This window comes from Rhodohalobacter barkolensis, assembly GCF_002834295.1.
Classification (GTDB): Bacteria; Bacteroidota; Rhodothermia; order Balneolales; family Balneolaceae; genus Rhodohalobacter; species Rhodohalobacter barkolensis.
In genome coordinates, this window is record NZ_PISP01000001.1 from 1015439 (window position 1) to 1039533 (window position 24095).

Consider the following 24095-nt stretch of genomic DNA (forward strand, 5'->3'; position numbering starts at 1 on the left):
CAGCGCTAAAAAACTTTCGCCGGGATGCACATCTTTTTGCGCGTACAGTAACAGGAACATTTTAATCAACCTTCAACAACCTGTCACTATTATGGAAATTCAAATAAATCAAAGGAAAGAAACCATTTAGCGCATTTCATGTTTTGCTTACAGCATCACTATTAATGCTTTACCTGTTTGCATCCTGCTCAGAAAGCGGAACTTCCGATAACCCGGATTTGCCTGAAAAGTAAATTTTATACCGTTGAGGCAGGGGTTTCCTGTTTTAAGATGGCAAGAATTTTGGAAGCCTTAGAATCACATAAAGGGGGCAGTTTTACCGATGAAATTTTTATTCGGGATTGAGCTTGCCGCCACAATATTTGCAATATTCCGCATCGGAATCATGTCCCTCTTTTGAACAGTGAGGACAGGTCTTGGTCGTCTGTTTGTCACGATTCACGCGGCTAAATTCAGCAGTAAATATCCCGGTCGGTATTGCAATAATTCCATATCCCAAAATCATGATTATCGCTGAAACCATCTGACCTAAATTCGTCTGCGGAGAAATATCACCGTAACCTACTGTGGTTAATGTAACAATAGCCCAGTATATCCCTCTGGGAATGCTGGTAAAACCATTTTCGGGACCTTCAATAACGTGCATTAAAGACCCGACAATAACGGTTATGGTTATAACGGTGTAAACAAAAATAATAATTTTGCGTCGGGATGAAGCCAGTGCATTGCGAAGCTGATCGGCCTCGACAATGTAGCGGGTAAATTTGAGTACCCGGAATACTCTTAAAACCCTGAGTATACGAATCACCAGAAAGAACTGAGTGCCCGGAATTAATAAACTTAGATAAGTGGGTAAAAAAGAGAGCAGGTCCACGAACCCGTAAAAACTAAAAATATAACCCCTGGACCGTTCTGCGGTTGTAAGCCGAAGTATATATTCGAAGGTGAAAAGTATAGTGATAACCCACTCAATTTTGAAAAACCAGTCGCCGTAAACTGCTCGATAGCTTGAGACGCTATCGAGCATCACCACAAGCACGCTGATAACAATGCTAACGATAAGAATTATATCAAAGGCTTTTCCGCTTGGGGTATCGGCTTCAAAAATGATTTTATTCAGGCGTTCCTTAAAGCTCAATTGATTGCCGGCCTCCATATTTATAGTTCCTTCGTGATTATTTGAATAACATGAACTGATTTTATGACATAAAATAGAAATTACAAACAAAGATACTACAGTTTATCTGCCTTGCATGATCGGTCATGCATCAATTTTTTATGAAAGATAAGAGGCCACAACAGTCTGCTTTAAAAAAGAGTAGATATTTAAAGTTTAATAAAGCCGTCCAGTTAGTTCTTGTTAAATAGAAGCTAAAGGTTAAGTAAGATCAGAGAATAAATACTTTTACCTAGCTATGAACAACGGAAATTTGAACTAATATCTCGACTGATTCCTATGCAGTGACGCATTTACTGAAGCACAGCTTCAGCAGCAGATCGACCAGGGACGCATCAGTCCGCATAACCTGCCGGCGTTCATATCTGAACTAACCATCAATATGGATTCATCAAGACAGAAGGTGCTTTTGGTGATGGAAACATCGCCGGAAGCACCTTTTTTTATGTTCACCGTCCCGAATTCTCGGGACAGAGTAGTATTGCCACGGAGGTAAGGAGTTTATGTTGTTCTCTTATTTACAAATCGAGGTATCCCCAACCATTTTCCGTGTCTCCGTGGCTAAAAATCTTCAGCGCTAAAAAACTTTCGCCGGGATGCACATCTTTTTGCGCGTACAGTAAAAGGAATCTTTTATTCAACCTTCAATTACCTGTTATAATTATGAATAGACTAAAAAATAAAACTACCTTACAAACTAAAATTAAAGAATTTATATTTCTTCCGGCTTGCCTGTTGCTTGTTCTTTTAAGTTCATGCTCGGATAACAGCGTATCAGGAGAAGAACCACAGGGAGTAGATGAAGTAGGTGACTTCCTTGCCAACCTGACCTACGACGCTGATGAACTCCTAAATGTCCAACCCAACGACGCCGCCCGTGAACCCGTCGACACGACTGCCACCACCGAGCAAGATGGTATCACTCAGCGCACCTGTACCAGCACCACATACACACTGCAGAACAACTTCGAAGAGGTCGCCATCCTGCGCCCGACACAAGATGTGATTTGGCCCGGTGCACTTGTCGAGGCCAACCAGTCGTTGCTTGACGGCCTGCCCGAGCCGGCCCGCTTCGAACGCTCACCCGTCAAAATCCGCATCGATCTGCCCGGAATTGGCACAAATGGGACGAAAACAATTGAGAGCCCAGACCAAGCAAACGTGCAGAATGCCATTGACGAGGCACTGGAGTGGTGGAATGCCAACGCCTACGAAGAGGGCTACGTAAATGCCGCCAGTTCCTCGAACCGCATCACCACATCTTACGCGTCAACACAGGCTTCTTTAGACCTCGGTCTAAATGTAGAATGGGCAACCGGCGACGTGCAGTCACAGTTCAACTTTGAGACGTCTGAAGAGAGTCGTGTGGTTATGGCAACGTTTAAACAGGCCTTCTACACGATAACGTACGTACAGGAAAATGGCGCGCAACCCGAGGACGTGTTCGGCCCGAGTGTGTCGTTGCAACAGGTCCAGTCCGCCTTCAGCAGTACGGCACCACCTGCGTACGTGTCCTCCATTACTTACGGACGGATCATCATGTTTCGGATGGAGACATCCTCGTCGTATACCTCGGCTGAGGTCGAGACCGCCTTTCGGTATGCCGCCGGCGGACAGGTTGAAGGTGATTTAGAGTCTACCTACAAAGAAATTTTGCAGAACTCGTCGGTAGAGGTAATCACTATAGGTGGCAACGCGGCGGTGGCTTCGGAGGCCGTCACGGCGCGCTCAGCGGGCGATTTGGTGCCCATCATCACGGGAGATAACGCGGTATACTCTCGTAACAATCCCGGCGTCCCCATCGCCTACGCGGTGAAATACCTGAAGGACGACAAGGTAGCCAAGCTGGGTTACACAACCGAGTACACGGCCACCGAGTGCTCCGCGATCAGAACAGCCGATGTCGTTACCGTCGACCTCATTGAGTTCGAGGCAGTCAACGACTGCGACGTGGGGCCGGGCGATTTCGATTTCAACGCCACGGTTTATTACAACGACGAGCAAATGTTCAACACAGGTGGTGTAGGGCCATGGATTTCCGCTGAGTTGGATGACGGCGAGACCAAATCGATCGACGAAGAAGTCGTATTCAACGCGCAGCGGCAAGACGGCAACACATTTGCCGTCGACTTTTGGGCGAGGGAACAAGACAACCCGCCCTTTGGGTCCCCGAATTACAACGACCTAAACGGCAAGAAGAAACGCACCCACACGTACAACATAAATACGGGGTGGACAAACCTGGATCCGGGGAATGGTGCCCCGGACAAAGACGGGGATGGAGTCCAGGATCTCGAAATCGAACTAGTCGGTGAGAAGAGCAATACGTGCCGGGTCAAGGTCTACTACGACGTTACGCTACAGTGACTGATCGACTGTGAAATTACGCCTTAAAACATGTTGCTTGGAATAAAAATCAATAGAAAAGACAACGTGATTATACGTCCATGGTCTCTATCAATGTTCGACCCAAAAACGCCAAACAAATTAACATGATTGAAGCAGCTTGAATAGTAGTCAAGACTGGAAGGTGCTTTTGGTGATGGGAACATCGCCGGAAGCACCTTTTTTTGTTCACCGCGGAGGTACGGAAGACGCAGAGAAGGTTTGCCACGGAGATACGGAGAATACTTTTTAAACTATTTCTTAATTACTGTATCGACTACCGTTTATTAAGTGGTTTATCCTTATTTTTTATATAAACTCTTCAAAGCTCAAATCTGCTCAGGAATTTCTTCTCATCTTCGTAATAAAAGACGCCAACGATATGTTTGGTTCCGTCAATGACTGGGGTCTTTTCAAATCTTGGGTTCTCTTTCTCCCACTTGGTCTGCTGCTTTAAAAAAGTGACAAACTCGTTATCGAATTCAGAATTAAAACCCTTCAATACTTCTACAGTTTTAATATTTAGATGTTCATCAAATGTGATTAGATAGTGTGCAGATTTACTACTAAAGGATTGCCCATCATATTGAATAAGATAATCTGATATCTTTCCGGAACTTTCTCTTAACATATATTCTCGATGTAAATTGGGCACTGTTCGCTCTAAGAACTGAAAATGAGTGATAGCTTGCCAGTGTCCGCTCCGACTCGTATTAGTGCCGTCCGACGATTTTAATTTGCTTGCAAAAGAACAGTAACTCAATGGGAAATAATTTTGGTCATTTTTTGAAAGTGCAACCATCCATTCCTCCCCCGTTTCTACAGATCTCTCACAACTTGCACCCCAATTGATTCCATTTATCGTTCCTGAAACTCTTAGTTCCGAAGGAGCTTCTCTCTTAAAAACAGCCAGCGGTTTTATGTTTGCAATGTAAGTTCTCCTTTCGTCGGAGTCGGGATCTTCCTCAGTTGATATTATTTTTATGGTTCCAACAAAATCAGATGTGATAAATTCATCATTTGTTGTATAAAAAATATCAGCACAGCTGCAACCCAATGCTATTGATGAAAAACAGAAGAATAACAATATTGTGAGTGCGTACTTTTTCATATCCATTTATTTTTCAAAACTATCAAAGACAGGTATCCAATTTTTATAACGGCACTGGAAGGCTTTAGACATTGAAGCACGGAGTATTATTGGAAACATTTCGACTAAAATAGAAAAGTAATAAAAATTCCGTGACTCTGTGGCAATTCATTAAAATCACAGGGAGCTCCGCCGGAGCTTCGGAGTCTTGAGGTATATGGGAGCTATATTCAGGCAACTCCGATGGAGTTGGTTCACAGCACAATATGTGTTTAACAGGAAAGTGAAACAAAAACATGGTATTTCTATGCAGCGTCAGTTCAGAATCGCAATCAAAACCAAATTTGGAATTATATCCAAATAACATAGCATTACAGAAATATCATGCTTGACTAAAGCTTGAAATAGAAGGTCCCGACACTCTGTACTGGCTTCTCGACACCGCTCGAAGTTACGATGGATGGTATGTTTTATGTACAAGTCGATATTCAACCAGAGGCCAGCTGGAACTATTGCCTAATTTTATAAAGCAAAAATACTCACCCTGCCTCAGCGAGGCAGCACATTTGTAAAAAAGGTCTGAAAGCCCATATCCACCCTGCTCCGGATGGAGCAGTACCAATCACTCTGACACATGCAACCTTACATGGAGATCACTAGTCTTAAGCACTGATGAATACCATGAAAAACATTTGAAAAAAGTATCAAATATCAGAACGGACTTGAGTCTGTGGAAGTTTTACTTTCTTTTATCTGCCAACAAAATCATTTGCAATGAAAGACTTCTTTGATACCACGGATCGCCGCATTGCCGAATCAATGAACAAGATTGGATTACCTGCCCTCAGATTATCTATGGGAATAATTTTTATATGGTTCGGGATCCTGAAAACCATCGGGCTATCACCGGCCGAGGGACTCGTTCTGTCTACCGTTAACTGGATGCCGATATTCAGTGCGGAAACCTGGCTTGTTATTATTGGATGGTGGGAAGTCATAATCGGAATTTGTTTTCTGTTTAAACCAACACTTCGAATTGCGATAGGACTGCTCGCCATGCAGATGGCCGGTACTCTTCTGCCATTGTTTATCCTCACCGAGGTAACGTTCCAGTCCGGTGCTTTCCCCTACGCTCCCACCATGGAGGGACAATATATCATCAAAAACCTGCTCATCATTTCCGCGGCTATCGTTATCGGAGGCACCGTTCGAAAAGTTTAAGTACTGATTTCAAGGATCTTTTGAAAGCGAAATTATGACAGGTGTGCGCAATGGGCCACGACTCTGCCGAAAGATATGTAGAGTGTCTTCTCTTTATCTATTGATTGAATTTCTCGTGGCACGACTTAGAGACGTACCACGAGGATTATTTCATCTAATCAGCCACACTCACCGGCACCCGGATTTTAATCTCTTCCCAGGCCAGTTCAATGAAACCGCTGTCATCCTCTTCCGAAACCACGGAGTAGATAAGCTGTTCGGTATGATCGTTTGCCATAGGCTCTACGTCAAAACGAGCCACATCCAGTTCCTCATCATAATCGCCCGCCTGATGCTGATCCCAGTGTTCATTTATGATCACCATCCAGTTCTCTTCACCCGGAATGGTAAAAAAGGCATATTTCCCAGCCGGAACCGGTTCTCCGTTCACGAGCATATCATCTTCAAACTCCACCGATGTGGCCATGTGTGCACCGCTGACCCAGATTTCTCCATAGGGAACCAGATCATCCCAAATGATTCGCTCTCTGACCGAAGGAGCGCTGTATTCGATCAAGATTTGGGAACCGCCAATCTCTCCGGAAACTTCCCGTTCCGGACTTAATACCTCTTCCTCCTCGCCCGATTCATTTTCACTATCACTTTCTGTATCCGTTTCCTGCTCAGACAATTCTATCTCTGTTGATGTTTCCGACTCAGCTGCGGTTTCTGTTTGATCTGAGCCTGAACTGCATCCCGCGAAAAGCAGTGCAATTAGTAAAATCCATACATTTTTCATGGTTATTCCCTCATTTTTATGATTACAATTATCTCAATGTTTTAAATCTTTCGTAGAAAACAAAGTGATAGTTCACAGAAGAATCATCTATGCATATAAAAAGAAGACTCCGTCGGCCATGATTTTGTGGGATGACATCTATTATAGTGCCGGGATGAAGTCGAGATCACAGTAGTGATTGGATTAAACAAATGTTGGTACCTATCGCCTCTACCCTGCTCATTACTCTCAAACCACTCCCTCTGTTCGGCGAGGAAATGGGTTGCCATTTTCTTACCCCCGGTTAAAACCGGGGGCTAAAATCTGGCCACCCCCGATGGGGTTGAGTTAAACCGTATAACCAAGACTGACTCCTAAGGCTACTATCGGTCATCGCTGAAGGATTGGAAAACATGGTATTTCTACGGATGTTGGATGGAAGAAATACAGACCAAAATTATTGAAAAGCATATCTTGGAACAAAGAAATACAGAAGTACCATGTTTGGGAGAAAAATCGTAGTTCACAGTTCGTTCCATCGATCATTCGTCAATTAATCTATGATCGTTACCGAGTAAGAAGAAGATTAAGGGGGTTAAAATAGAAGTATTGTCCTAGAGAAATCAGCGGAAAAAGAGAATAGTCAGGAGACGAAAAGAAAAACTCACCAGCCTCTTGCAGGTTTAGTTGTAGAAAGTCAAAATTCACAGGCCTTGATTTTTTCTGTCTCATGGCTGTGAACGCCGATGATTTTTCTCAGCCTTGATTTTTTACGTCCCTTTTGTATCAAGACAAAAGTGACAGAGGATACTGTTTGAAATGAGATCCCAGTAGTACCGCCTCTATACTATTTCACACTCCAAACCACTCTCTCTATTCGGCGAGGAGTTGGTTGCAAATAACAACCCCCGGTTGAAACCGGGGGCTAATTGTATTCCACCTCTACGAGGTTTGGACATCAGCGCATTTTAAAATTACAGACTCAGATCGTAGTTCACAGTTCGTCCATCGGTGATTCGTCAATCTGAGAACCTCTTCAGAGGTTACATATTCGAGTTTACCAACCAGAACATGTTGTGTCGGTTGGCCGGTAATTTATTGCCGGATCACCGTTTGTATCCCTCCTGCCTCTGAGAGGCAGGACATTTGTAAAAATTTCCGGGAGCTCAACTCTCCACTGCTCCGGAGCGAGCAGTACCGGTCATCACGGTTCTAATCACTACCCGCCAATAAACCATCGCAGGAAGCTCCGCTGAAGCATCGGAAGGCAGAGTTTGTTAAAACCAAAATCGGATCAGGTTTGAAGCCTCAAATCATCAAGGCTACCTCCCCCAACCCCTTCCCGAAAGCGTTCGGGAAGGGGAGAATCATTTTCATGATTCTTATGTCGAACTCACGTTACTTACCACTTCATAGACCCTTCTCCATTTCAACCACAATCTTACCCAAATGCCTTCCATCACCGAAATATTGAATCAGCTCCGGGATTTTATCAAATTCGTAGGGTCCATCAACAACGGGACTTAGTTGTCCCTGTTCCACAAGCTTAGAAATTTGGTCTAATCCTTTATTTGCCTTCAGAGTGAGTACGCTTAGCTTTTTACCGGTGAAAAGTGATATGAGCCAACCGAACAGTACGATTTCCAGCAGTCTGACCATCGATCCCCCGACTGTGACATATCTACCATCTTTTTTGAGGGATCGTGCAACTTTAAATGGAGATCGGGTTGATTTTGTATCGAGGATCAGGTCATACTTTTCTCCGATAGCGGTAAAGTCCGCTTTTCTATAATCCATCAACTTGTCAAATCCCAGCGATTTCATCAGATCAAGTTTTTCGCCGCTGTCAACGCCGGTTACCTCTACCCCATACGGTTTCAGGATTTGAATACCCAGGGTCCCGACACCGCCTCCGGCTCCATTGATCAGGACTCTTTGCCCGGTTTTCACCTTTCCCTTCTCCACCAGTCCCTGGAGCGCGAGAATTCCCGCATGCGGCAAGGCGGAGGCATCATTATGACTGATATTGGACGGTTTTTTGGACAACATCTTTTCCGGAACGCAAACGTATTCGGCAAATCCGCCCAGTCCGCACTCCGACAGATCGCAGTAGATCTCATCGCCGGCGGTAAAGGAACTCACTCCATCGCCCACCGCTTCGATGGTACCGGAGATGTCTACCCCGGGAATCTCTATCTTTGGCTTTCTCAGGCCGAAAAACAGACGAATGATAAATGGCTTGCCCCTGACCAGTCCCCAGTCCCAGTCATTGATGGAAGCCGCATGAATTTTTACCAGTACTTCTCCCTCACTCGGAACCGGTTTTGTCACCTCCCCGATCTCAAGATCATTTGGCATTCCGTATTTTTTTAAGAGTATGGCTTTCATGAGGTTTTTTAGTTGGTGATTATGAGGTAGAGCATTAACATAGCGGACTGGTTCATAAAGGTAGAAAGGATTATGAGTTAATAAACAGCTAAAAGTGACAACAAAAATATGATCATTGATATTGCAAACACATACTTCGCAGACTTCAACACTCAATCAACGCTTCCTTCTCTTGCCTGGAAAACTGCTTAATCTCGTACTCCCTCTTACAAGCTGCTGAACGATCTAAATGTTGTTCTATAAACACGACTTCTTCAGGATCGTGAGCCCGCAAATATTTCGCTCCGGTCCCCTGCCGATGCTGATGCCAGCGTCTGATCATATGATTTGTACTCCCGGTATAGAGACTGCCGTTCGTGCACCGGATGATGTATGTAAACCAGGATGTACGAATGGTTATTAGGATATTGAGTTATTTCTGAAAAAATAAGTAATAAAGCATGCTACACCCATTAAGGCAAAGATCAAAGAGACGAAGACGCTCGTATCAGGATCAAAAAAAGATGACATGATATCCTGTAATGGAGGAATTATTGAGAGCGCACCAATAGAGGCAAATAAGCAACCAAAAACGATCCATTCAATATTATCATTTTCTGTATCGCTTTTCATGATGAATACGTTTGTTTTATCGGATGATGGATGTAAACCGAGATGGTCTAAATGCGTTATGGGATTGTATTCAGGACCATGACGGCCCAGCGTTTAGCGGCGCAGGTTCTCGTATTTAATAGAAGCAACTGTCTATTTTTATTGTCCACAAACTTAAGTGCAAACCCATCCTGCGTACACCTTGGAATGATTGATAGTATAATTTTTAACCAATTCTGATTAAAAACTTCATGAAAGAGCTAGTCATTTCAAACATGATTTCTACCTCAGCTTCAACAACTGAATCATTGTGTTTTATAAAGGTATTATGATATTTAGAAAAGTAATCCAATAGCTTTACAAACATATTAACTAATTCTTTGGACCCACCATTTTCTTTTACATAAGTGCCTACAGGACCTAATTGATTTTCCAAAGACTTATCATTGCCCAATAAATTTTTAAGTAAAACTTCGAGTGAAAGTCTTAGGTCGTCTAAAGTATTTCTTTGAAACATATCCGCATTAAATTTAGTCAGAGCCTCATCAAAAAGTTTTAGGGATTCAGGGTAATCAGACAACCAATGTTTTGTTGACTCAATAAGAGGTTCACTAATTTTTTCTCCAGTTTCATCAAGTTCATCATATCTCGTAATTAGCTTGATTTTCAAATCCTTGACAGATTTATTTTCTGAGAACTGTGGTAAATCGCAAAGATTTTTGATAATTATATACTGTTGTTCAGGTGAAAAAGCACTTAGATTTTCACGTAGAGCAGTCCTCTTATTTGGCAGATCAGTAGAAAATGGATAGGTAGGATGAGGAATATCAACATCAAAATCTATAGCATATGCTGAACAGTACTCTACAATCTTTGCTCCTGATAAACCCTCATGAGTTTCTCCTAACACATTTGAAGTGTGGTTAATAAATAGCTGAGGTATCATAAATGATTTTATTTGTGCTAACGACCCAGCGCAAAACGGGCGCGGAGATTATGAGTTAATAATTGATGAAATTTTCAAAACGAGATACCACTGGAAACGAGACCTCAGCGTACCTAGTTGATGCATCTTTTTTATATCGATCATTGTTCTAAAATTTCTTCTCCAAGTATAATTCTTCGAATACTTCTTTTGTCATCAAATGGCACTACAATATCCGCGCCATTATCTTCTACAAATAATTCTATTTGTGGTTCTTTAGATGTTCCAATCAAATCTACGTATGTACCATAGTCTAAGCTATATATATCATACCTAACACCCGGATTATCTTTATCAGCATAGCCTCTTTGCATATGATGCAATACTCTGGCATCGAACAATTTTTGAATTGTATCATGTTTTATTAAGGAACGAGGAAGTAGAAATGATCTGGCTTTTTTTTCGCCTATGACATCTTCAACAATACGTCGAAGGACTTCATGCATTTCATCGTCTAAATCTTGTGCTTTGTCTTGCTCAAACCACTGCCTGCTCGCTTCAAGAATTGCTTTTAAATCAATTGTATCTCGCCCTCTTTTCCTTGCATCAAAAAAAGCATTAGTAAAAATATTTATAAGATCTCTAACTACTCCTTCAGCTGCCCGTGATAGTTCTTTTAGTGTATCACGCTGCGTAAATAATTTTGAAGCTAAATCTTTACCGCTGCTGATTCCATATTTATTCTTTAAATAATCTACTGGTAAATCTACATTTAAATGTTTAAGTAAGATTTCACTAAACAAGTCTGTAATTTGTTCAGGATTTCGATCAAATACGTAATAATCGTCTAAATCTGGAGCGGTTGAAATATCTGCACCCAATTCAAATCCGAAAATTGGAGTTTTATTCGGAATTTTAAACTTTGATCTATACTCAAGACTCGCAATCTTTAAAACTGCACGATTTACTGGTAAAACACCGCGCTTCAAGAACTCTGCCAGATACGGCTGGATATCTTCAGGAATAGAAGACCATTCGTCAATCAATAAATATAGCTCAACATCAGCAAGCTCTAAGGTCTCTGATAATGATTTATGTAGGGAAGGAAAAATTATTTTATCTTCTTCATTTACCCTAAAAGTTTGCTCTGTAGCCTGTGTTGAAGATTCTTTGTCAGAATAATTGAGCGATAAATCAGGTGATGTGCTTGTTATATTTAATCCACCTGTTTTTGATTTACCAACTTCTTTTTCAATTCTTTTTACTTCAGAATCTTGTTTATAGCTTTTAATTGGTTGAGTTATTGTATCTAATAGTTCATCCAAAGCGACTATAGCTTTTTCAGCATTTTCGTTGGGATACTCTACTATATGTTCGAGAAGCGTATTGTATATAGGAGTTAAAATATCTCTAAACAATGCTAAACATCTTTTTTTCAAAGGCAAAGAAGTATCTGAAAATTGAGAAGTACTTCCAAGAGTGCGACAATCCAAATATAATGAAACGATCTTGTTGTCAGGGGAAATTTCAGTCTGAAGTACTTTTAAAACGTGAGTTTTTCCAGTACCTCTTCGACCATATAGAATTTGGTTATTTCTGTTAATTAATTGAGGAAATATTCCAATATCTACGAAAGTTTCTACAAGTTTGTCTATATCTACATGTCGTTCAGATCGCTGCAAGATTCTTGACACTGCAAGTGTGATTTTTTGGTCTTGTATCATACTCGAAGATATTGATTAGGAATTCCTGAATGTATTAATCGGCACTTCTCAAAAGGCTTCTTTTGCCAGATACTCTACCAGACCGCGGCCTTACCTCTTGCTGCTTTCTTCTCTCGGTTACCGCTGTGTGCTATTATCATCCGGTGGGAAAAACTCTTGTCTGCTTCTTTATCAATCGGATGATCGTACTGTGTAAATAATTTCAACGTCCGTTCGGATGCATTGAAGCAGTTGGCAATTGACAGTTGGCAGTTGCCTTCCGTCCCAATGTTTCACGGGTTGGAGTCGAGAACTTTGTAATACCTGGCACAAGCTTCTCAACTTCTCTCTCCGAAAACAATCGGAGTACGGCTTCAGTGTCAAAATCATATTCAAAACCCTCCCCTCTTTCTGATCCGCCAGGGGCGGAGAAAAGAGAGGGGCCGGGGGTGAGTCAGAAAAAACAACCCGACGGATTTTCCGTCCGCCGGGCTGAAAAAGACTAGTCTATCGATTGCTAAATCAGGAGCACCCGGTCGTTGATCCACACGTTATGCACTTCTGGCATGTCCCATTACGGATCATCGTCATGCTCCCGCACTCGGGGCAAGAGTCGCCTGTATAACCAAGCTGTTTAGCTCGATCGTAGTCGCTTTCTGCTTCGTCTTCAAGTTCTATCTTAGCTGCACCTTCAGTTTCGGTAACCGGATGTTTCTTCTGATGCACTTTTTTCGCTACCTGCTCTTCTAGTTCATCCTCTTCGGATGGGCGCAGTTTTCTGGTCATAATCTCCTCGGGAGACACATGAGCCAGATCATCCCGCTCAAGATAAGTCACAGCCAGTTCCCGGAAAATATAGTCGATCACGGAGGTCGTCATCTTCACATGAGGACTTCCCGCTACCATGCCGCTCGGCTCAAACTTGGTGAATACAAACGCATCCACAAACTCTTCGAGCGGAACGCCGTGCTGCAGACCCAGCGAGATGGAGATCGCAAAGCAGTTCATCAAGCTTCTGAAAGCTGCTCCCTCACGGTGCATGTCGATGAAAATCTCACCGAGCTGACCGTTCTCATACTCACCGGTTCTCACATAGACGCTCTGTCCGCCAATCTTCACTTTCTGCGTATATCCGCTTCGTCTGAATGGCAGTCGCTGACGACGGGCCACATACTTGTGAATGATCTTCTCAGCGGTTTTAATCACATTATCCTGTGCTGCCATACTCGCTGCGTCATCATCCTCATCCTCAAGCTCTTCCAGAACATCACTCATAGAGTTGAGCGGCTGACTCAGTTTCGATCCATCCCGGTAAAGCGCATTCGCTTTCAGCATCAGCTGCCACGAAAGCATGTACGCCTCCTTGATATCCTCAACGGTTGCCTCATTCGGCAGGTTGATCGTCTTGGAGATCGCACCGGAGATAAACGGCTGAGCCGCTGCCATCATGTTGATATGTCCTTTCGCGGAGATGTAACGTGTACCGGTTCGGCCGCACTTGTTCGCGCAGTCAAAAACTGCCAGGTGTTCATCTTTCAGGTGAGGGGCACCCTCTACCGTCATAGTTCCGCAAACATAGTCGTTCGCTTCCTGAATCTGATCTTTGCTGAATCCGAGGAACCGCAGCATGTCAAAGTTGAAATCAGACAGCTGCTCTTCGGTAATTCCGAGAACATCCTTGCAGAAATCCTCGCCGAGTGTCCACTGGTTGAAGGCAAATTTAATGTCAAAACTTCCGGGCAGCGCCTCATTTACGGCATCCAGCTGCTTGTCGGTAAATCCTTTCTCTTTCAGCGTTTCCGGATTGATGTGTGGACAGCCGTCCAGGGTTCCGTACCCTTTGGCGTAATTGATAATCTCATCGATCTGCTTCGGCTTGTAGCCCAGGTTCTTCAGCGCAAGCGGCACGCTCTGGTTGATAATCTTAAAGTATCCGCCGCCGGCCAGTTTTTTGAATTTCACAAGCGCAAAGTCCGGCTCAATTCCCGTGGTATCACAGTCCATTACCAGACCGATGGTACCGGTCGGTGCAATCACAGTTACCTGTGCATTTCTGAATCCGTGCTCTTCGCCCAATTTCACCGCCTGATCGGCATCCTCACGGGCCGCTTTCAGCAGATATTCGGGACACTGATTAGCATCAATTCCTTTCGGCCTGATGGTCAATTCTTCATACTCCTCGGGAGCCACGTTGTAGGCCGCCCTTCTGTGGTTGCGCAGTACACGCTGCATATGCTCTTTATTTCGCTCATATCCTTCAAACGTGCCGAGCTCTTTTGCCAGCTCCGCACTGGTTGCATACGATTTCATATGCATGATGGCCGTGAGTGAACCCGCAATGGCGCATCCGCGCTCACTGTCGTACGGAGCACCCTGAACCATCAGCGCAGCACCCAGGTTGGCATAGCCTAGTCCGAGTGTTCGGAAGATGTATGACAATTCCGCAATCTCTTTGGATGGGAACTGTGCCATCAGAACGGCAATCTCCAGAACGGTAGTCCAGAGCCGTGTGGCGTGACGAATCGACTCCACATCAAACTCCTTGCAATCCTCATCTTTGAAAAATTTCATTAGGTTGAGGGATGCGAGGTTACACGCGGTGTTGTCGAGGAACATATACTCTGAGCAAGGATTACTCGCCTTGATCGGTCCGTCTTCCGGACAGGTGTGCCACTCATTAATGGTGTCGTGATACTGTGTTCCGGGATCTGCGCAGGACCAAGCCGCGTAGGAAATATCATCCCAAAGTTCTCGCGCTTTCAGAGTCTTCATCGGCTCCGGCTCACGGTTCTCCTTCTGAGCTCTTTTCTTCTCTACTCGTCCGTAAAGATTCCACTCTTTGTCGTCCACCACAGCTTTCATAAAACTGTTGGGCACACGAACGGAGTTGTTGGAGTTTTGCCCGCTCACCGTCATGTACGCTTCTGAATTCCAGTCGGTGTCGTAGGTATCAAATTCAATATCGGTGAATCCCTGTGCGGCAAGCTGAATCACACGCTCGATGTAGTTCAGCGGCACCTGGTGCTGTTTCGCCTCTTTAATGGTACGCCCCAGCTCCTTGTTTTTCAGAGGATCACGGCTGACAGCACCGTTGTAGGACTGACCGTCAATATCTACCGGCTTATGGCAGAGACTGATAATTCGTTTCAGGTACTTCTCAGAAATTTTTGAACCGGTTACGATGGAAGCCACTTTTTGCTCCTCGCGAACCTTCCAGTTGATATATTCTTCAATATCGGGGTGATCCAGATCGAGCGTCACCATCTTGGCAGCGCGCCGGGTTGTTCCACCCGATTTGATGGCACCTGCTGCACGGTCACCGATTTTCAGAAAACTCATCAAACCGGAGGACTTTCCTCCGCCGCTCAACGGCTCACCTGAACCGCGAAGAGCTGAGAAATTAGATCCGGTTCCGGAGCCATATTTAAATAGTCTTGCTTCACGAACCCACAGGTCCATGATTCCGCCTTCGTTCACAAGATCGTCATCCACGCTTTGAATAAAGCAGGCATGCGGCTGCGGATGTGTATAGGCGTCTTTCGATTTCGTCAGTTTGCCGGTCTTGCCATCTACATAGTAGTGACCCTGTGCCGGACCGTTAATTCCGTACGCCCAATGCAATCCGGTATTGAACCACTGCGGACTGTTGGGGGCAGCCATTTGGTTGGCCAGCATGTAACAGAGTTCATCATAGAAAGACTTTGCCTGATCTTCAGAATCGAAGTAGTCATGCTTCCATCCCCAATAGGTCCAGCAACCTGCCAATCGGTGAAACACCTGGCGGCTATCGATCTCATGAGAGTATCTCTCCTCTTCATCCATCTTTTTGAGAGCTTTCTCATCAGGCTCCGAACGCTGCAGCCATTCCGGCACACCCTTCTCCTCTATCTTCTTCAGTTTTGCAGGGACGCCGGCTTTACGAAAATATTTCTGAGCGATGATGTCGGTGGAAACCTGCGACCATGTTTTGGGGACAACAACATTTTCCATCTTGAAGATGACAGATCCATCCGGATTCTTAATTTCAGACTTTCTCTTTTCAAATTTGATGGAATCAAACGGGGTCTTCCAGTCTGCTTTCGTATATAGTCGGCTAAATTGCATAGGTGTTACTCCTTATCTTGTTCTTAACGTATATGATTACTAATTCCTTACTACCCGTACTTCTCGTGAGATGACATTTTGGTTGTTCTCTTCAACCGGCAGTTGCTAAATATTGTGCTTGGTAATATATCCGAGAGGAGGTATCACAGCAAGAAAAAATTCAATTACTTTTCCACAAATCGGGCAAGTTATCCACATTAGAAAAATTGACAGAAATCCTGAACATAGAATTGTAAACCTGCTTTACGCCCCACATGTCTTTATAACGCGGATTGGAACACGTTGAATCTGCCCATATGAGATATCAACACAATTCTGTGGATAAATATCGCTTTTTAAAGGTTCTTATGCAGAATTTTCTAGTTATCCACAAAAACCCCGAGTTATCCACATTTACGGTGTTAAGTCAAAAAATCCCACAGCCGAAGTCTGCCTTTTACAATTCGAGGGTTTCAGTTCACTTCTCATTTCCGATCCCTTTTCTATGTATTTTTTTAGTTTAATAATATTTTTGTTTTAATCGTTTTTGCATATTATTTAAAATACTTTTTCATATACTTTTAATCCTAAATCGCACTACAAAACCCACATAGATCAGTTGATGATCCAGGGTCGTGCTTTTATTTTTTTGTGAAAAGCATGGAACCTCAGGTGGATCGGCAACAGATCAATCCGGATTGAATTGAAGTGATATATCAGTAGAAATACTTAGGGATAGACGGCCCCACTCCTCGTTCCGAGCCCCTACCGTCATTCTGAGTGTAACGAAGAATCTTTTTGATCACACGTCATTCTGAGCCCGCCTGTACCGAGGTTTCGGAGGGCAGGCCTGCGAAGAATCCCCCTGATATTATGTTGAAGCGTGGGAAACCGGTGGCGGTGGGCAGTGGACTTTAGAATAGCATAGAAAAAAAAGGAGAGCCCGGGCTATCAACCAGGACTCTCTTCTACGTTGGCTTATTATTCGGGGTACTCATGTAATACCAGGGTAGATATTACAATTAAATCATACAGTGACCGGCCCATTATGTTCCGGACTTTTTCATTTTTTCCGAATAAAATTTCAAGATCCTCTACATGGGTTCAACGCGGCCATGTTGAGGCTGAATAATAATCTCCTCTACCAGTGATCGGGGCGATAGTGACGCCAGTGTTACCAGAATTTTTGCCACGTCGGTAGGATTGATCAGCCTCTCGGGACTCATACTCGATTCATCCCATGAAGTGGAGTGAGTCTGACCCAGATTAATGGCCGTTACTCCTACATTTGTAATCTGCAATTCATCACGTAATGACCGTGTATAACCTAAAAGGGCGTGTTTGGCCGAAGCGTAAGCACCGCTATCAGCTAATCCTCTCAGGGATCCCACAGAACAGATGTTAATGATCAGCGATCGATCCATCTCTCTGAGGGTTGGAAGAAACCGATTGACCGTATTCACCGCTGTAAACAGATTAATATCAATCTGATTCTGAAATTCACTATTGGTTGTATCCGTAACCGCCTTGTAGAGAAAACTTCCGGCATTGTTGATGAGCGTTCCCGGGTGGGCAATTCCATCAGGAAGCTCAAGACTTTTCATAGCCTCTTCATCGGTTGCATCACAAGCCAGTACGGCTACCTGTTTTGCACCGGCCTGTTCGCAAAGTTGTTTTGTCTCGTTTAGATTTTCCAGATTTCGTGCCAGCAACAATAAAGGGCGATCGGTTGCCGCAGCAAACGCGATCGATATACTTCTTCCTATTCCCTGACTGGCACCGGTTATGAGAATGGAGGATTCTTGATAGGTCATTAAAAGAGAGTCTTTTTTCTGTAGATTAGCCGTTCAGCAAACACTGACTGTTTGAACAAAAATTTAGCGACAAACAGATCAACGGGTTTATGGTACGTTGATAAACTTATGTGTCTGCAAACTAATTCCCCATTGTGGATTTTTTTTCACATACTCCACAATCAGTGGAATCGATTTTGGGGTATCCCATTCCGGCTGAAGCAATAACTGGGTATTTGATGGACATTTTTTCGCATTCTCTTCGGCCCAAGCGAGATCTTTATTGGTCAGAACCACAACCTTCAGCTCATCCACATAGGGAAAAACTTCATCCAGAGGTTTTTTGAACCGCTTGGGCGACAGTGTAATCCAATCCAGCTGACCCGTAAGCGGAGACGATCCGCTGGTTTCAATATGGGTCTGCAGTCCGGCTTGTTTCAATCTTATGGTAAGAGGCTCCAGATTGTGCAGCAGAGGTTCACCACCGGTAATTACGGCAAATTCAGCACCGCTCTCCACCGCTCTCTTTACGATCTCTTCGGTTTTGACCCTCGGGTGCTTCTCTTCGTCCCAGCTATCTTTCACGTCACACCACCAGCAGTTTACATCACACCCTGCTGTTCGGATAAAATAGGCCGGACGGCCGGTATGCGATCCTTCGCCCTGAATGGTGTAGAAATCCTCCATCAGGGGATATTCAAACAGATCCAGTTCGTTGGTATCCTCTAAATTTATTTTTGCGGCTTTTTCTTTCTTAAACATCTTGATCGGTGTATTCAACCCAGCTTGTGTCTGTCTCCCAAACGGTGACTTTCAACTCAATATTACCGGGAATTCTTTTTACGGTCTCTTTGTGGATATACTCTGCAATTCGCTCAGCTGTGGTCGCTACCGGAATCTCCTCATTGAGTACAGAGTGGTCGAATCCACCCTTTTTACTGTCTGAGGCAGCCCATTTCAGCTCCTTGAAATCACAAACCATGTCTGCAGATTTAAGATATTTTGATGGATTCAGCTCATGTGATTTCGCTGAGATATGAACCTTATAGGTATGCCCGTGCATGCGTCCGCATTTCCCATCATATCCATCAATAAAGTGGGCGGCATCAAATTTAAATTCTGTATGTAATGTCCAGGTTGGCATTTTACCGGTTTCAAGCAATTCTTATTTTAACTAAGCTTTCAAAATTAAGGATTTTTTTACCCAATTCAGAGTGTAGCATCATCATTTCAGAATTTCAGGATTCAACTCGATGGATGGATCCCAAAAGTGTTTCTCCATATCAACGGTGTAATCTTCACTAAACGTAACTCCCTCCTGTTCCAGTCTCTCCCTCATCGCATCCCCGCCAAAATAAGCCCTGCCTGTAAGTTGCCCCAGCCGATTGACTACCCGGTGAGCCGGCACGGCAGCCTCCGTTGGTTGATCAGCCAGCTGATTGAGGGCATAACCGACCATTCGCGCTCCCGATTTTACACCAATAAATCCGGCAATTGCACCATAGCTCGTCACCCGGCCAGCCGGTATATGATCCACCACTTTGTAGACCTTTTCATTAAAATCGTTTTTAGCCATGTGATTTGGGGGTTGGTACCAATTCTGTCATTCTGATTACATTGTCATTCTAAGCCTGTCGAAGAATCTCCCGGAGTTCAGCCTCATGATTAGGAGATCCTTCACTGCCGTTCAGGATGACCACATTGTCATTCTGAGTGAAACGAAGAATCCCTTGGATAACACGTCTTTCTGAGCCTGTCGAAGAATCTCCTTGAGTTCAGCTAAATGATTAGGAGATCCTTCCCCCGAATTCTCGGGGTCAGGATGACGTAATCATATAGGATGACATCATCGCCACTCTACTCTAAAATTCTTTGAAGCTCTGAAAGTTGCTCTTCAGTCAGGGAATCCTGCCTCTTTACAATGCCCAGACAAACACGGCCCAGTGCCTTGTATAAATTTTCTTTCTCTTCATCAGCCGCGAGATTTTCCAGGTGGTCTTGAACAGTAGTGGTATCCCCACGGGAAATCGGTCCTGTAAGTGAAAACTCAGTACCTCTTTCCAAGATATTCTTCAGAGTCTGGCGAATCAGCGGTTCAAGAATGTTCACTCCTTCCTCTACTCCGTTTTCTTTCAATATGACGTCTGAAGTGTTCAACAGCGCCACAAGATAGTTGGATGCAAAGACCGCAGAAATATGAACGGCTTTCTTCTGATGTTCATCCAGGATAAGCGGATTTGAATTCAAATCCTCCACAATCCCTTTCAGTTGTTGAACGAATGAGCCATCTCCCTGCAGACTGATATAGATATTTTTCAGCCTTCCCGAGTCGTCGCTTTTCTTGAATGTTTGAATCGGGTGCATTGAAGCGGTTGCAGCACCCTTTTGGGAAAGCGGAAGTAAAACTGAGGCGGGGTGGCTTCCGGAACAGTGGACAACTCGTTTATCGCTCCAGTCAATGTCCGATGTTGAGAGATTTTCAGCAACCGACCGGATAATGGAGTCCGGAGTGGTAATCAAAATCAAGTCGCCAATGTCTGACTCGCCCGCAGGAAGTGAATGATTTCGTTCATCCTGATGCTCAGAATCTGAACCATAAACCACACCCGATGAGCTATTCCAGACAGAAGCGATCGGGAAACCCGCCTTTCTAAAATAATCAATCCAGGCGGAACCTACTGCTCCGCTGCCGATTACGGTAATGGCGGGTCTCATTTTCATTACTTGAAGATCGCTTGCCGCTGCATCTCTGCATAACCGGAAAGAAGATTGGTATGGTCTGATGTGGAATCTTCCATGGAGCTAAACGTGAGTTTTAGTCCCCATTTTTTGGCCACAATCAGTCCGGCAACAAATGCTCCGATTCCCTCAATTTTTGAATCACCGGTATTCACATAGTTCATCAAACCGGTCATATTCCCTTCATTGTAGAAAGAGAGAACATTCCTGAGTTCATTGCGGTTTTTGTTCTCCATATCACAACAGAAAACGATGAGGGCATTTTTTGAAGCCAGAATCTCTTCCAGTGCATACGCCAGCTCTTTGATAATGAATGAGTTTTCATCCGTAATCTGAATGCTCAGTACAGTAAAATCGTCCAGCGAACACTGCAGCAGCATCAGTTGATCGTACAGGCTCAGCTCCTCATCAAAGGCTTCATCATCGATAAAGAAATCATCATCTTCATCGCAGAAGTCATTGCGCAGTTTATCATTGGCCGGTACTTCACCGAGCGACGTTTGAACGGTTTTAAAGGATGGCATTGGAAGTTTCTTCTCGGCACTGCCGGGATGAGATTCGACGATTACAACGGTGTCGAAATCGTCCTTTTCAATGTGTGAGTAAATTTTAAAAACTTCGTCGATATTGCTCTGATCTATAATTCGCGGTGAAAAGAGAATTCGAACGGTTTCCGACTTTTCAGTCTGCTCAGATTTGGCTCTTTCCAAACCTTCTGTGATCTGGTCACGGTTTAGGGATGTGATGTCCATAGAATTAGTGATTCTTTTGGGAAGTGTTATGGTAGTAATTTATAGCAAATGGATATCCAATGGTCTTGATGGATAAAGCTACAAATTTTTGCTCTGTTTCCATCATCAAATTCTGCATTAAAGTGATGCTCATTTTCAATGGAAACGGTTACGTGATTCATCGGCTTTCTAAGTCCAGTGCCGATCATTTTCAGCGCGGCCTCTTTAAACGTCCACACTCGTATTAACGAGTTGCCTTCATAAAGCGTACTTTTCTCATCTTTTGATTTCATTCGGGAAGCCAGTCTCTCGTGCACTTCCCGGCTTTTTGCCTCCATATCCACACCTACATTCAAGGAAGTGGAAATAGCGGCTACAATGGCGTCATCGGTGTGTGAAAAACTAACAGACACCTCCTCCCCATCAATAAAAGCCTGAGGCTTTTCATACTTCTTGGTAAATACGTCGATTGTTTTTCCGTCCAGATATCGATCGGCCATCCGTTTCAGCAAAAGGGTTCCGGTTATACTCTCTGATGTGTCCCGGTCTCCTCCTGTGGTTTCAATCGTTAACGGTTCGTAAGCCACAATGACTTCGTCAGGTATAGATGGGTGCTCTATTAATTCCGGCAATATTTTCTCTTTTACGGTCATTAAGAGAGAATCTAAATGATTCAAAGGATCACTCCCAATGAGAAAGTTTTAAAGAATAGGTGGATTCTTCTAATATACGAAAAATGATTCTGCCAATTACAGTTCAGTTTTTGTATCTTTGGAGGCTTCATCTGATGAAAATTTCGACATTAAAAAAATAGATAATTACACAATGAGCAACGCTGAACCTTCACTTAGTGAACAGCAGGAAATCAGACTGGAAAAACTTGACAAACTCAGAGAGCTGAATGTCAACCCCTTTCCCTATGAGTACGATATTACCCACTATTCTCAGGAAATTTTAAACAACGAAGATCACTATCTGACCGATACACCGGATGATCCGGGCGACGCAGAACGTGTTTCTGTTGCCGGTCGCGTAATGACGCGCCGAATTATGGGTAAAGCCGCGTTCTTTACTCTGCAGGATTCGAAAGGAACTATACAGGTTTATATTCGCCGTGACGATGTTGCCACCGATGAGCTCGGCACCGATAACTATAATAAGGTATTCAAGAAACTGACCGACATCGGGGATTTTGTCGGGATTAAAGGATTTGTCTTTAAAACAGGAACCGGCGAAACAACCATTCATGCCGAGGCTTTCGATTTTCTCGGAAAAACTGTTCGCCCCATTCCTACCCCAAAAGAGGTGGAAAATGAGGCCGGCGAAACGGTTACCTACGACGCATTTTCTGATAAAGAGCAGCGATACCGTCAACGATATGTAGACCTGATTGTTAACCCCGAAGTTCGCGATGTCTTTGTAAAGCGTACTCAGATGGTTCAATCGATGCGTAACTTTATGAATGAGCGAGAATACCTGGAAGTTGAAACTCCAATTCTGCAGCCTATTTACGGTGGGGCATCCGCTCGTCCATTTGTAACACACCACAATGCGCTCGACATGGACCTCTATCTGCGTATTGCAAATGAGCTCTATCTGAAGAGACTGATTGTTGGCGGATATGACGGTGTGTACGAGTTTTCTAAAGATTTCAGAAATGAGGGACTTTCAAGGTTCCACAATCCGGAATTTACACAGGTTGAACTCTATGTGGCCTGGAAAGATTACAACTGGATGATGGATTTTATGGAGAAGATGGTAGAGCATGTCGCTCAAACTCTTCACGGTTCAACCAAAGTAAAAGTGGGTGACCATGAGATTGACTTTAAAGCTCCCTGGCCTCGAATTCCAATGTACGAAGCGATCGAGAAAGAGACCGGTCACGATTTGAGTGACAAGAGTGAAGATGAAATCCGTAAGATTGCCAAAGATCTTCACATCGAGCTGGAAGAAGGTATGGGCAAAGGCAAACTGATTGATGAAATTTTTGGTGAGTATGTTGAACCCAAACTGATTCAGCCAACCTTTATTACCGACTACCCGATCGAGATGAGTCCGCTGGCGAAGAAACATCGAACCAAAGATGGACTCGTGGAGCGTTTCGAAGCAATCTGTAATGGAAAAGAGATCGCCAACGCCTTTACCGAGCTGAATGATCCTGTGGATCAGCGGGAGCGTTTTGAGGAGCAGGCCAGGCTTCGTGCCGGCGGTGACGACGAAGCGATGACAGTGGATGAGGATTTCCTCCGTGCCATTGAGTACGGAATGCCCCCAACGGCCGGAATTGGTATCGGAATTGATCGTTTAGCGATGATTATGACTGACTCCGACTCCATCCGCGACGTCCTATTCTTCCCACAGATGAGACCGGAATAGTTTATTACGCCCCGTCAGACCGCTCCACGCGGTCAGACGGATACTAATTACGCATTTTATTCCAGACCTGTCAGGTTTCAAAAACCTGACAGGTCTTTTTTATTTATAATCATTCTGAGACATGTTATTTCAATGT

Annotated in this window: 21 protein-coding genes; 4 read left to right on the top strand and 17 right to left on the bottom strand. The window is 44.0% G+C overall.

The genetic code is table 11. The features are described 5' to 3' along the window. Positions 1-331: 331 nt before the first annotated feature. Both CWD77_RS04230 and CWD77_RS15530 read right to left on the bottom strand, forming a co-directional pair. The gene (locus CWD77_RS04230; RefSeq protein ID WP_101071969.1) at positions 332-1156 is read right to left on the bottom strand and encodes an ion transporter; all 825 of its coding nucleotides are present in this window, start codon (positions 1154-1156) and stop codon (positions 332-334) included. 330 nt (positions 1157-1486) lie between these two features. Further along, positions 1487-1630, bottom strand: a complete 144-nt coding sequence (locus CWD77_RS15530; RefSeq protein WP_165779069.1) for a hypothetical protein — start codon at positions 1628-1630, stop codon at positions 1487-1489. A 210-nt stretch (positions 1631-1840) separates the two neighbouring features. Between CWD77_RS15530 and CWD77_RS04235 the strand changes: the two genes are divergently transcribed. After that, positions 1841-3544 (top strand): thiol-activated cytolysin family protein, encoded by a 1704-nt coding sequence (locus CWD77_RS04235; protein WP_101071970.1) that lies wholly within the window; start codon positions 1841-1843, stop codon positions 3542-3544. 139 nt (positions 3545-3683) lie between these two features. After that, positions 3684-3815 carry a hypothetical protein gene (locus CWD77_RS15700; protein WP_276307510.1) on the top strand — a complete coding sequence of 44 codons (132 nt, stop codon included), beginning with the start codon at positions 3684-3686 and terminating at the stop codon, positions 3813-3815. Positions 3816-3884: 69 nt separating this feature from the next. Here the strand turns inward: CWD77_RS15700 and CWD77_RS04240 are convergent, their stop codons facing one another. Then, the gene (locus CWD77_RS04240) at positions 3885-4673 is read right to left on the bottom strand and encodes a hypothetical protein (RefSeq protein ID WP_133120175.1); all 789 of its coding nucleotides are present in this window, start codon (positions 4671-4673) and stop codon (positions 3885-3887) included. 753 nt (positions 4674-5426) lie between these two features. On the opposite strand from CWD77_RS04240, the gene CWD77_RS04245 reads away from it, so the two are divergent. Next, entirely contained in the window at positions 5427-5873 is a 447-nt protein-coding gene (locus tag CWD77_RS04245; RefSeq protein ID WP_101071972.1) for a hypothetical protein, read from the top strand. A 154-nt stretch (positions 5874-6027) separates the two neighbouring features. Here the strand turns inward: CWD77_RS04245 and CWD77_RS04250 are convergent, their stop codons facing one another. The 14 genes from CWD77_RS04250 to CWD77_RS04310 all read right to left on the bottom strand — a co-directional run bounded on the left by CWD77_RS04250 (position 6028) and on the right by CWD77_RS04310 (position 22215). After that, complete coding sequence (locus CWD77_RS04250) at positions 6028-6651, bottom strand: DUF2911 domain-containing protein (RefSeq protein WP_101071973.1); 624 nt, start codon at positions 6649-6651, stop codon at positions 6028-6030. A 1389-nt stretch (positions 6652-8040) separates the two neighbouring features. Beyond that, positions 8041-9018, bottom strand: a complete 978-nt coding sequence (locus CWD77_RS04255; RefSeq protein WP_101071974.1) for an NAD(P)-dependent alcohol dehydrogenase — start codon at positions 9016-9018, stop codon at positions 8041-8043. A 145-nt stretch (positions 9019-9163) separates the two neighbouring features. Then, positions 9164-9424 carry a GIY-YIG nuclease family protein gene (locus CWD77_RS04260; protein WP_338063802.1) on the bottom strand — a complete coding sequence of 87 codons (261 nt, stop codon included), beginning with the start codon at positions 9422-9424 and terminating at the stop codon, positions 9164-9166. Continuing rightward, a complete protein-coding gene (locus tag CWD77_RS15465; protein WP_133120176.1) occupies positions 9418-9630 on the bottom strand; it encodes a hypothetical protein in 213 nt (70 codons plus the stop codon). The genes CWD77_RS04260 and CWD77_RS15465 overlap by 7 nt, the downstream gene beginning before the upstream one ends. Positions 9631-9835: 205 nt before the next feature. Continuing rightward, positions 9836-10555 carry a hypothetical protein gene (locus CWD77_RS04265; RefSeq protein ID WP_101071976.1) on the bottom strand — a complete coding sequence of 240 codons (720 nt, stop codon included), beginning with the start codon at positions 10553-10555 and terminating at the stop codon, positions 9836-9838. A 140-nt stretch (positions 10556-10695) separates the two neighbouring features. Then, the gene (locus CWD77_RS04270; protein WP_101071977.1) at positions 10696-12258 is read right to left on the bottom strand and encodes an ORC-CDC6 family AAA ATPase; all 1563 of its coding nucleotides are present in this window, start codon (positions 12256-12258) and stop codon (positions 10696-10698) included. 501 nt (positions 12259-12759) lie between these two features. Further along, positions 12760-16341, bottom strand: coding sequence for a vitamin B12-dependent ribonucleotide reductase (locus tag CWD77_RS04275; RefSeq protein WP_101071978.1), 3582 nt, complete (start codon positions 16339-16341; stop codon positions 12760-12762). Positions 16342-17414: 1073 nt separating this feature from the next. Then, the gene (locus CWD77_RS04280; RefSeq protein WP_101071979.1) at positions 17415-18134 is read right to left on the bottom strand and encodes an SDR family NAD(P)-dependent oxidoreductase; all 720 of its coding nucleotides are present in this window, start codon (positions 18132-18134) and stop codon (positions 17415-17417) included. Between the two features lie 87 nt (positions 18135-18221). Further along, positions 18222-18875, bottom strand: a complete 654-nt coding sequence (locus tag CWD77_RS04285; protein WP_101071980.1) for a 7-carboxy-7-deazaguanine synthase QueE — start codon at positions 18873-18875, stop codon at positions 18222-18224. Beyond that, positions 18868-19257, bottom strand: coding sequence for a 6-pyruvoyl trahydropterin synthase family protein (locus CWD77_RS04290; RefSeq protein ID WP_101072935.1), 390 nt, complete (start codon positions 19255-19257; stop codon positions 18868-18870). Before CWD77_RS04290 ends, CWD77_RS04285 begins: the two co-directional genes overlap by 8 nt. 81 nt (positions 19258-19338) lie before the next feature. After that, positions 19339-19689: an MGMT family protein gene (locus CWD77_RS04295; RefSeq protein ID WP_101071981.1), complete on the bottom strand. Its 351-nt coding sequence runs from the start codon at positions 19687-19689 to the stop codon at positions 19339-19341. A 281-nt stretch (positions 19690-19970) separates the two neighbouring features. Next, a complete protein-coding gene (locus CWD77_RS04300; RefSeq protein WP_101071982.1) occupies positions 19971-20834 on the bottom strand; it encodes a Rossmann-like and DUF2520 domain-containing protein in 864 nt (287 codons plus the stop codon). Continuing rightward, a complete protein-coding gene (gene amrB / locus CWD77_RS04305; RefSeq protein WP_101071983.1) occupies positions 20834-21604 on the bottom strand; it encodes an AmmeMemoRadiSam system protein B in 771 nt (256 codons plus the stop codon). The genes CWD77_RS04300 and amrB overlap by 1 nt, the downstream gene beginning before the upstream one ends. Positions 21605-21630: 26 nt before the next feature. Further along, positions 21631-22215 carry a 4'-phosphopantetheinyl transferase family protein gene (locus CWD77_RS04310; protein WP_165779070.1) on the bottom strand — a complete coding sequence of 195 codons (585 nt, stop codon included), beginning with the start codon at positions 22213-22215 and terminating at the stop codon, positions 21631-21633. Positions 22216-22408: 193 nt separating this feature from the next. On the opposite strand from CWD77_RS04310, the gene lysS reads away from it, so the two are divergent. After that, complete coding sequence (gene lysS, locus CWD77_RS04315) at positions 22409-23959, top strand: lysine--tRNA ligase (protein ID WP_101072936.1); 1551 nt, start codon at positions 22409-22411, stop codon at positions 23957-23959. The last annotated feature ends 136 nt before the right edge of the window (positions 23960-24095 follow it).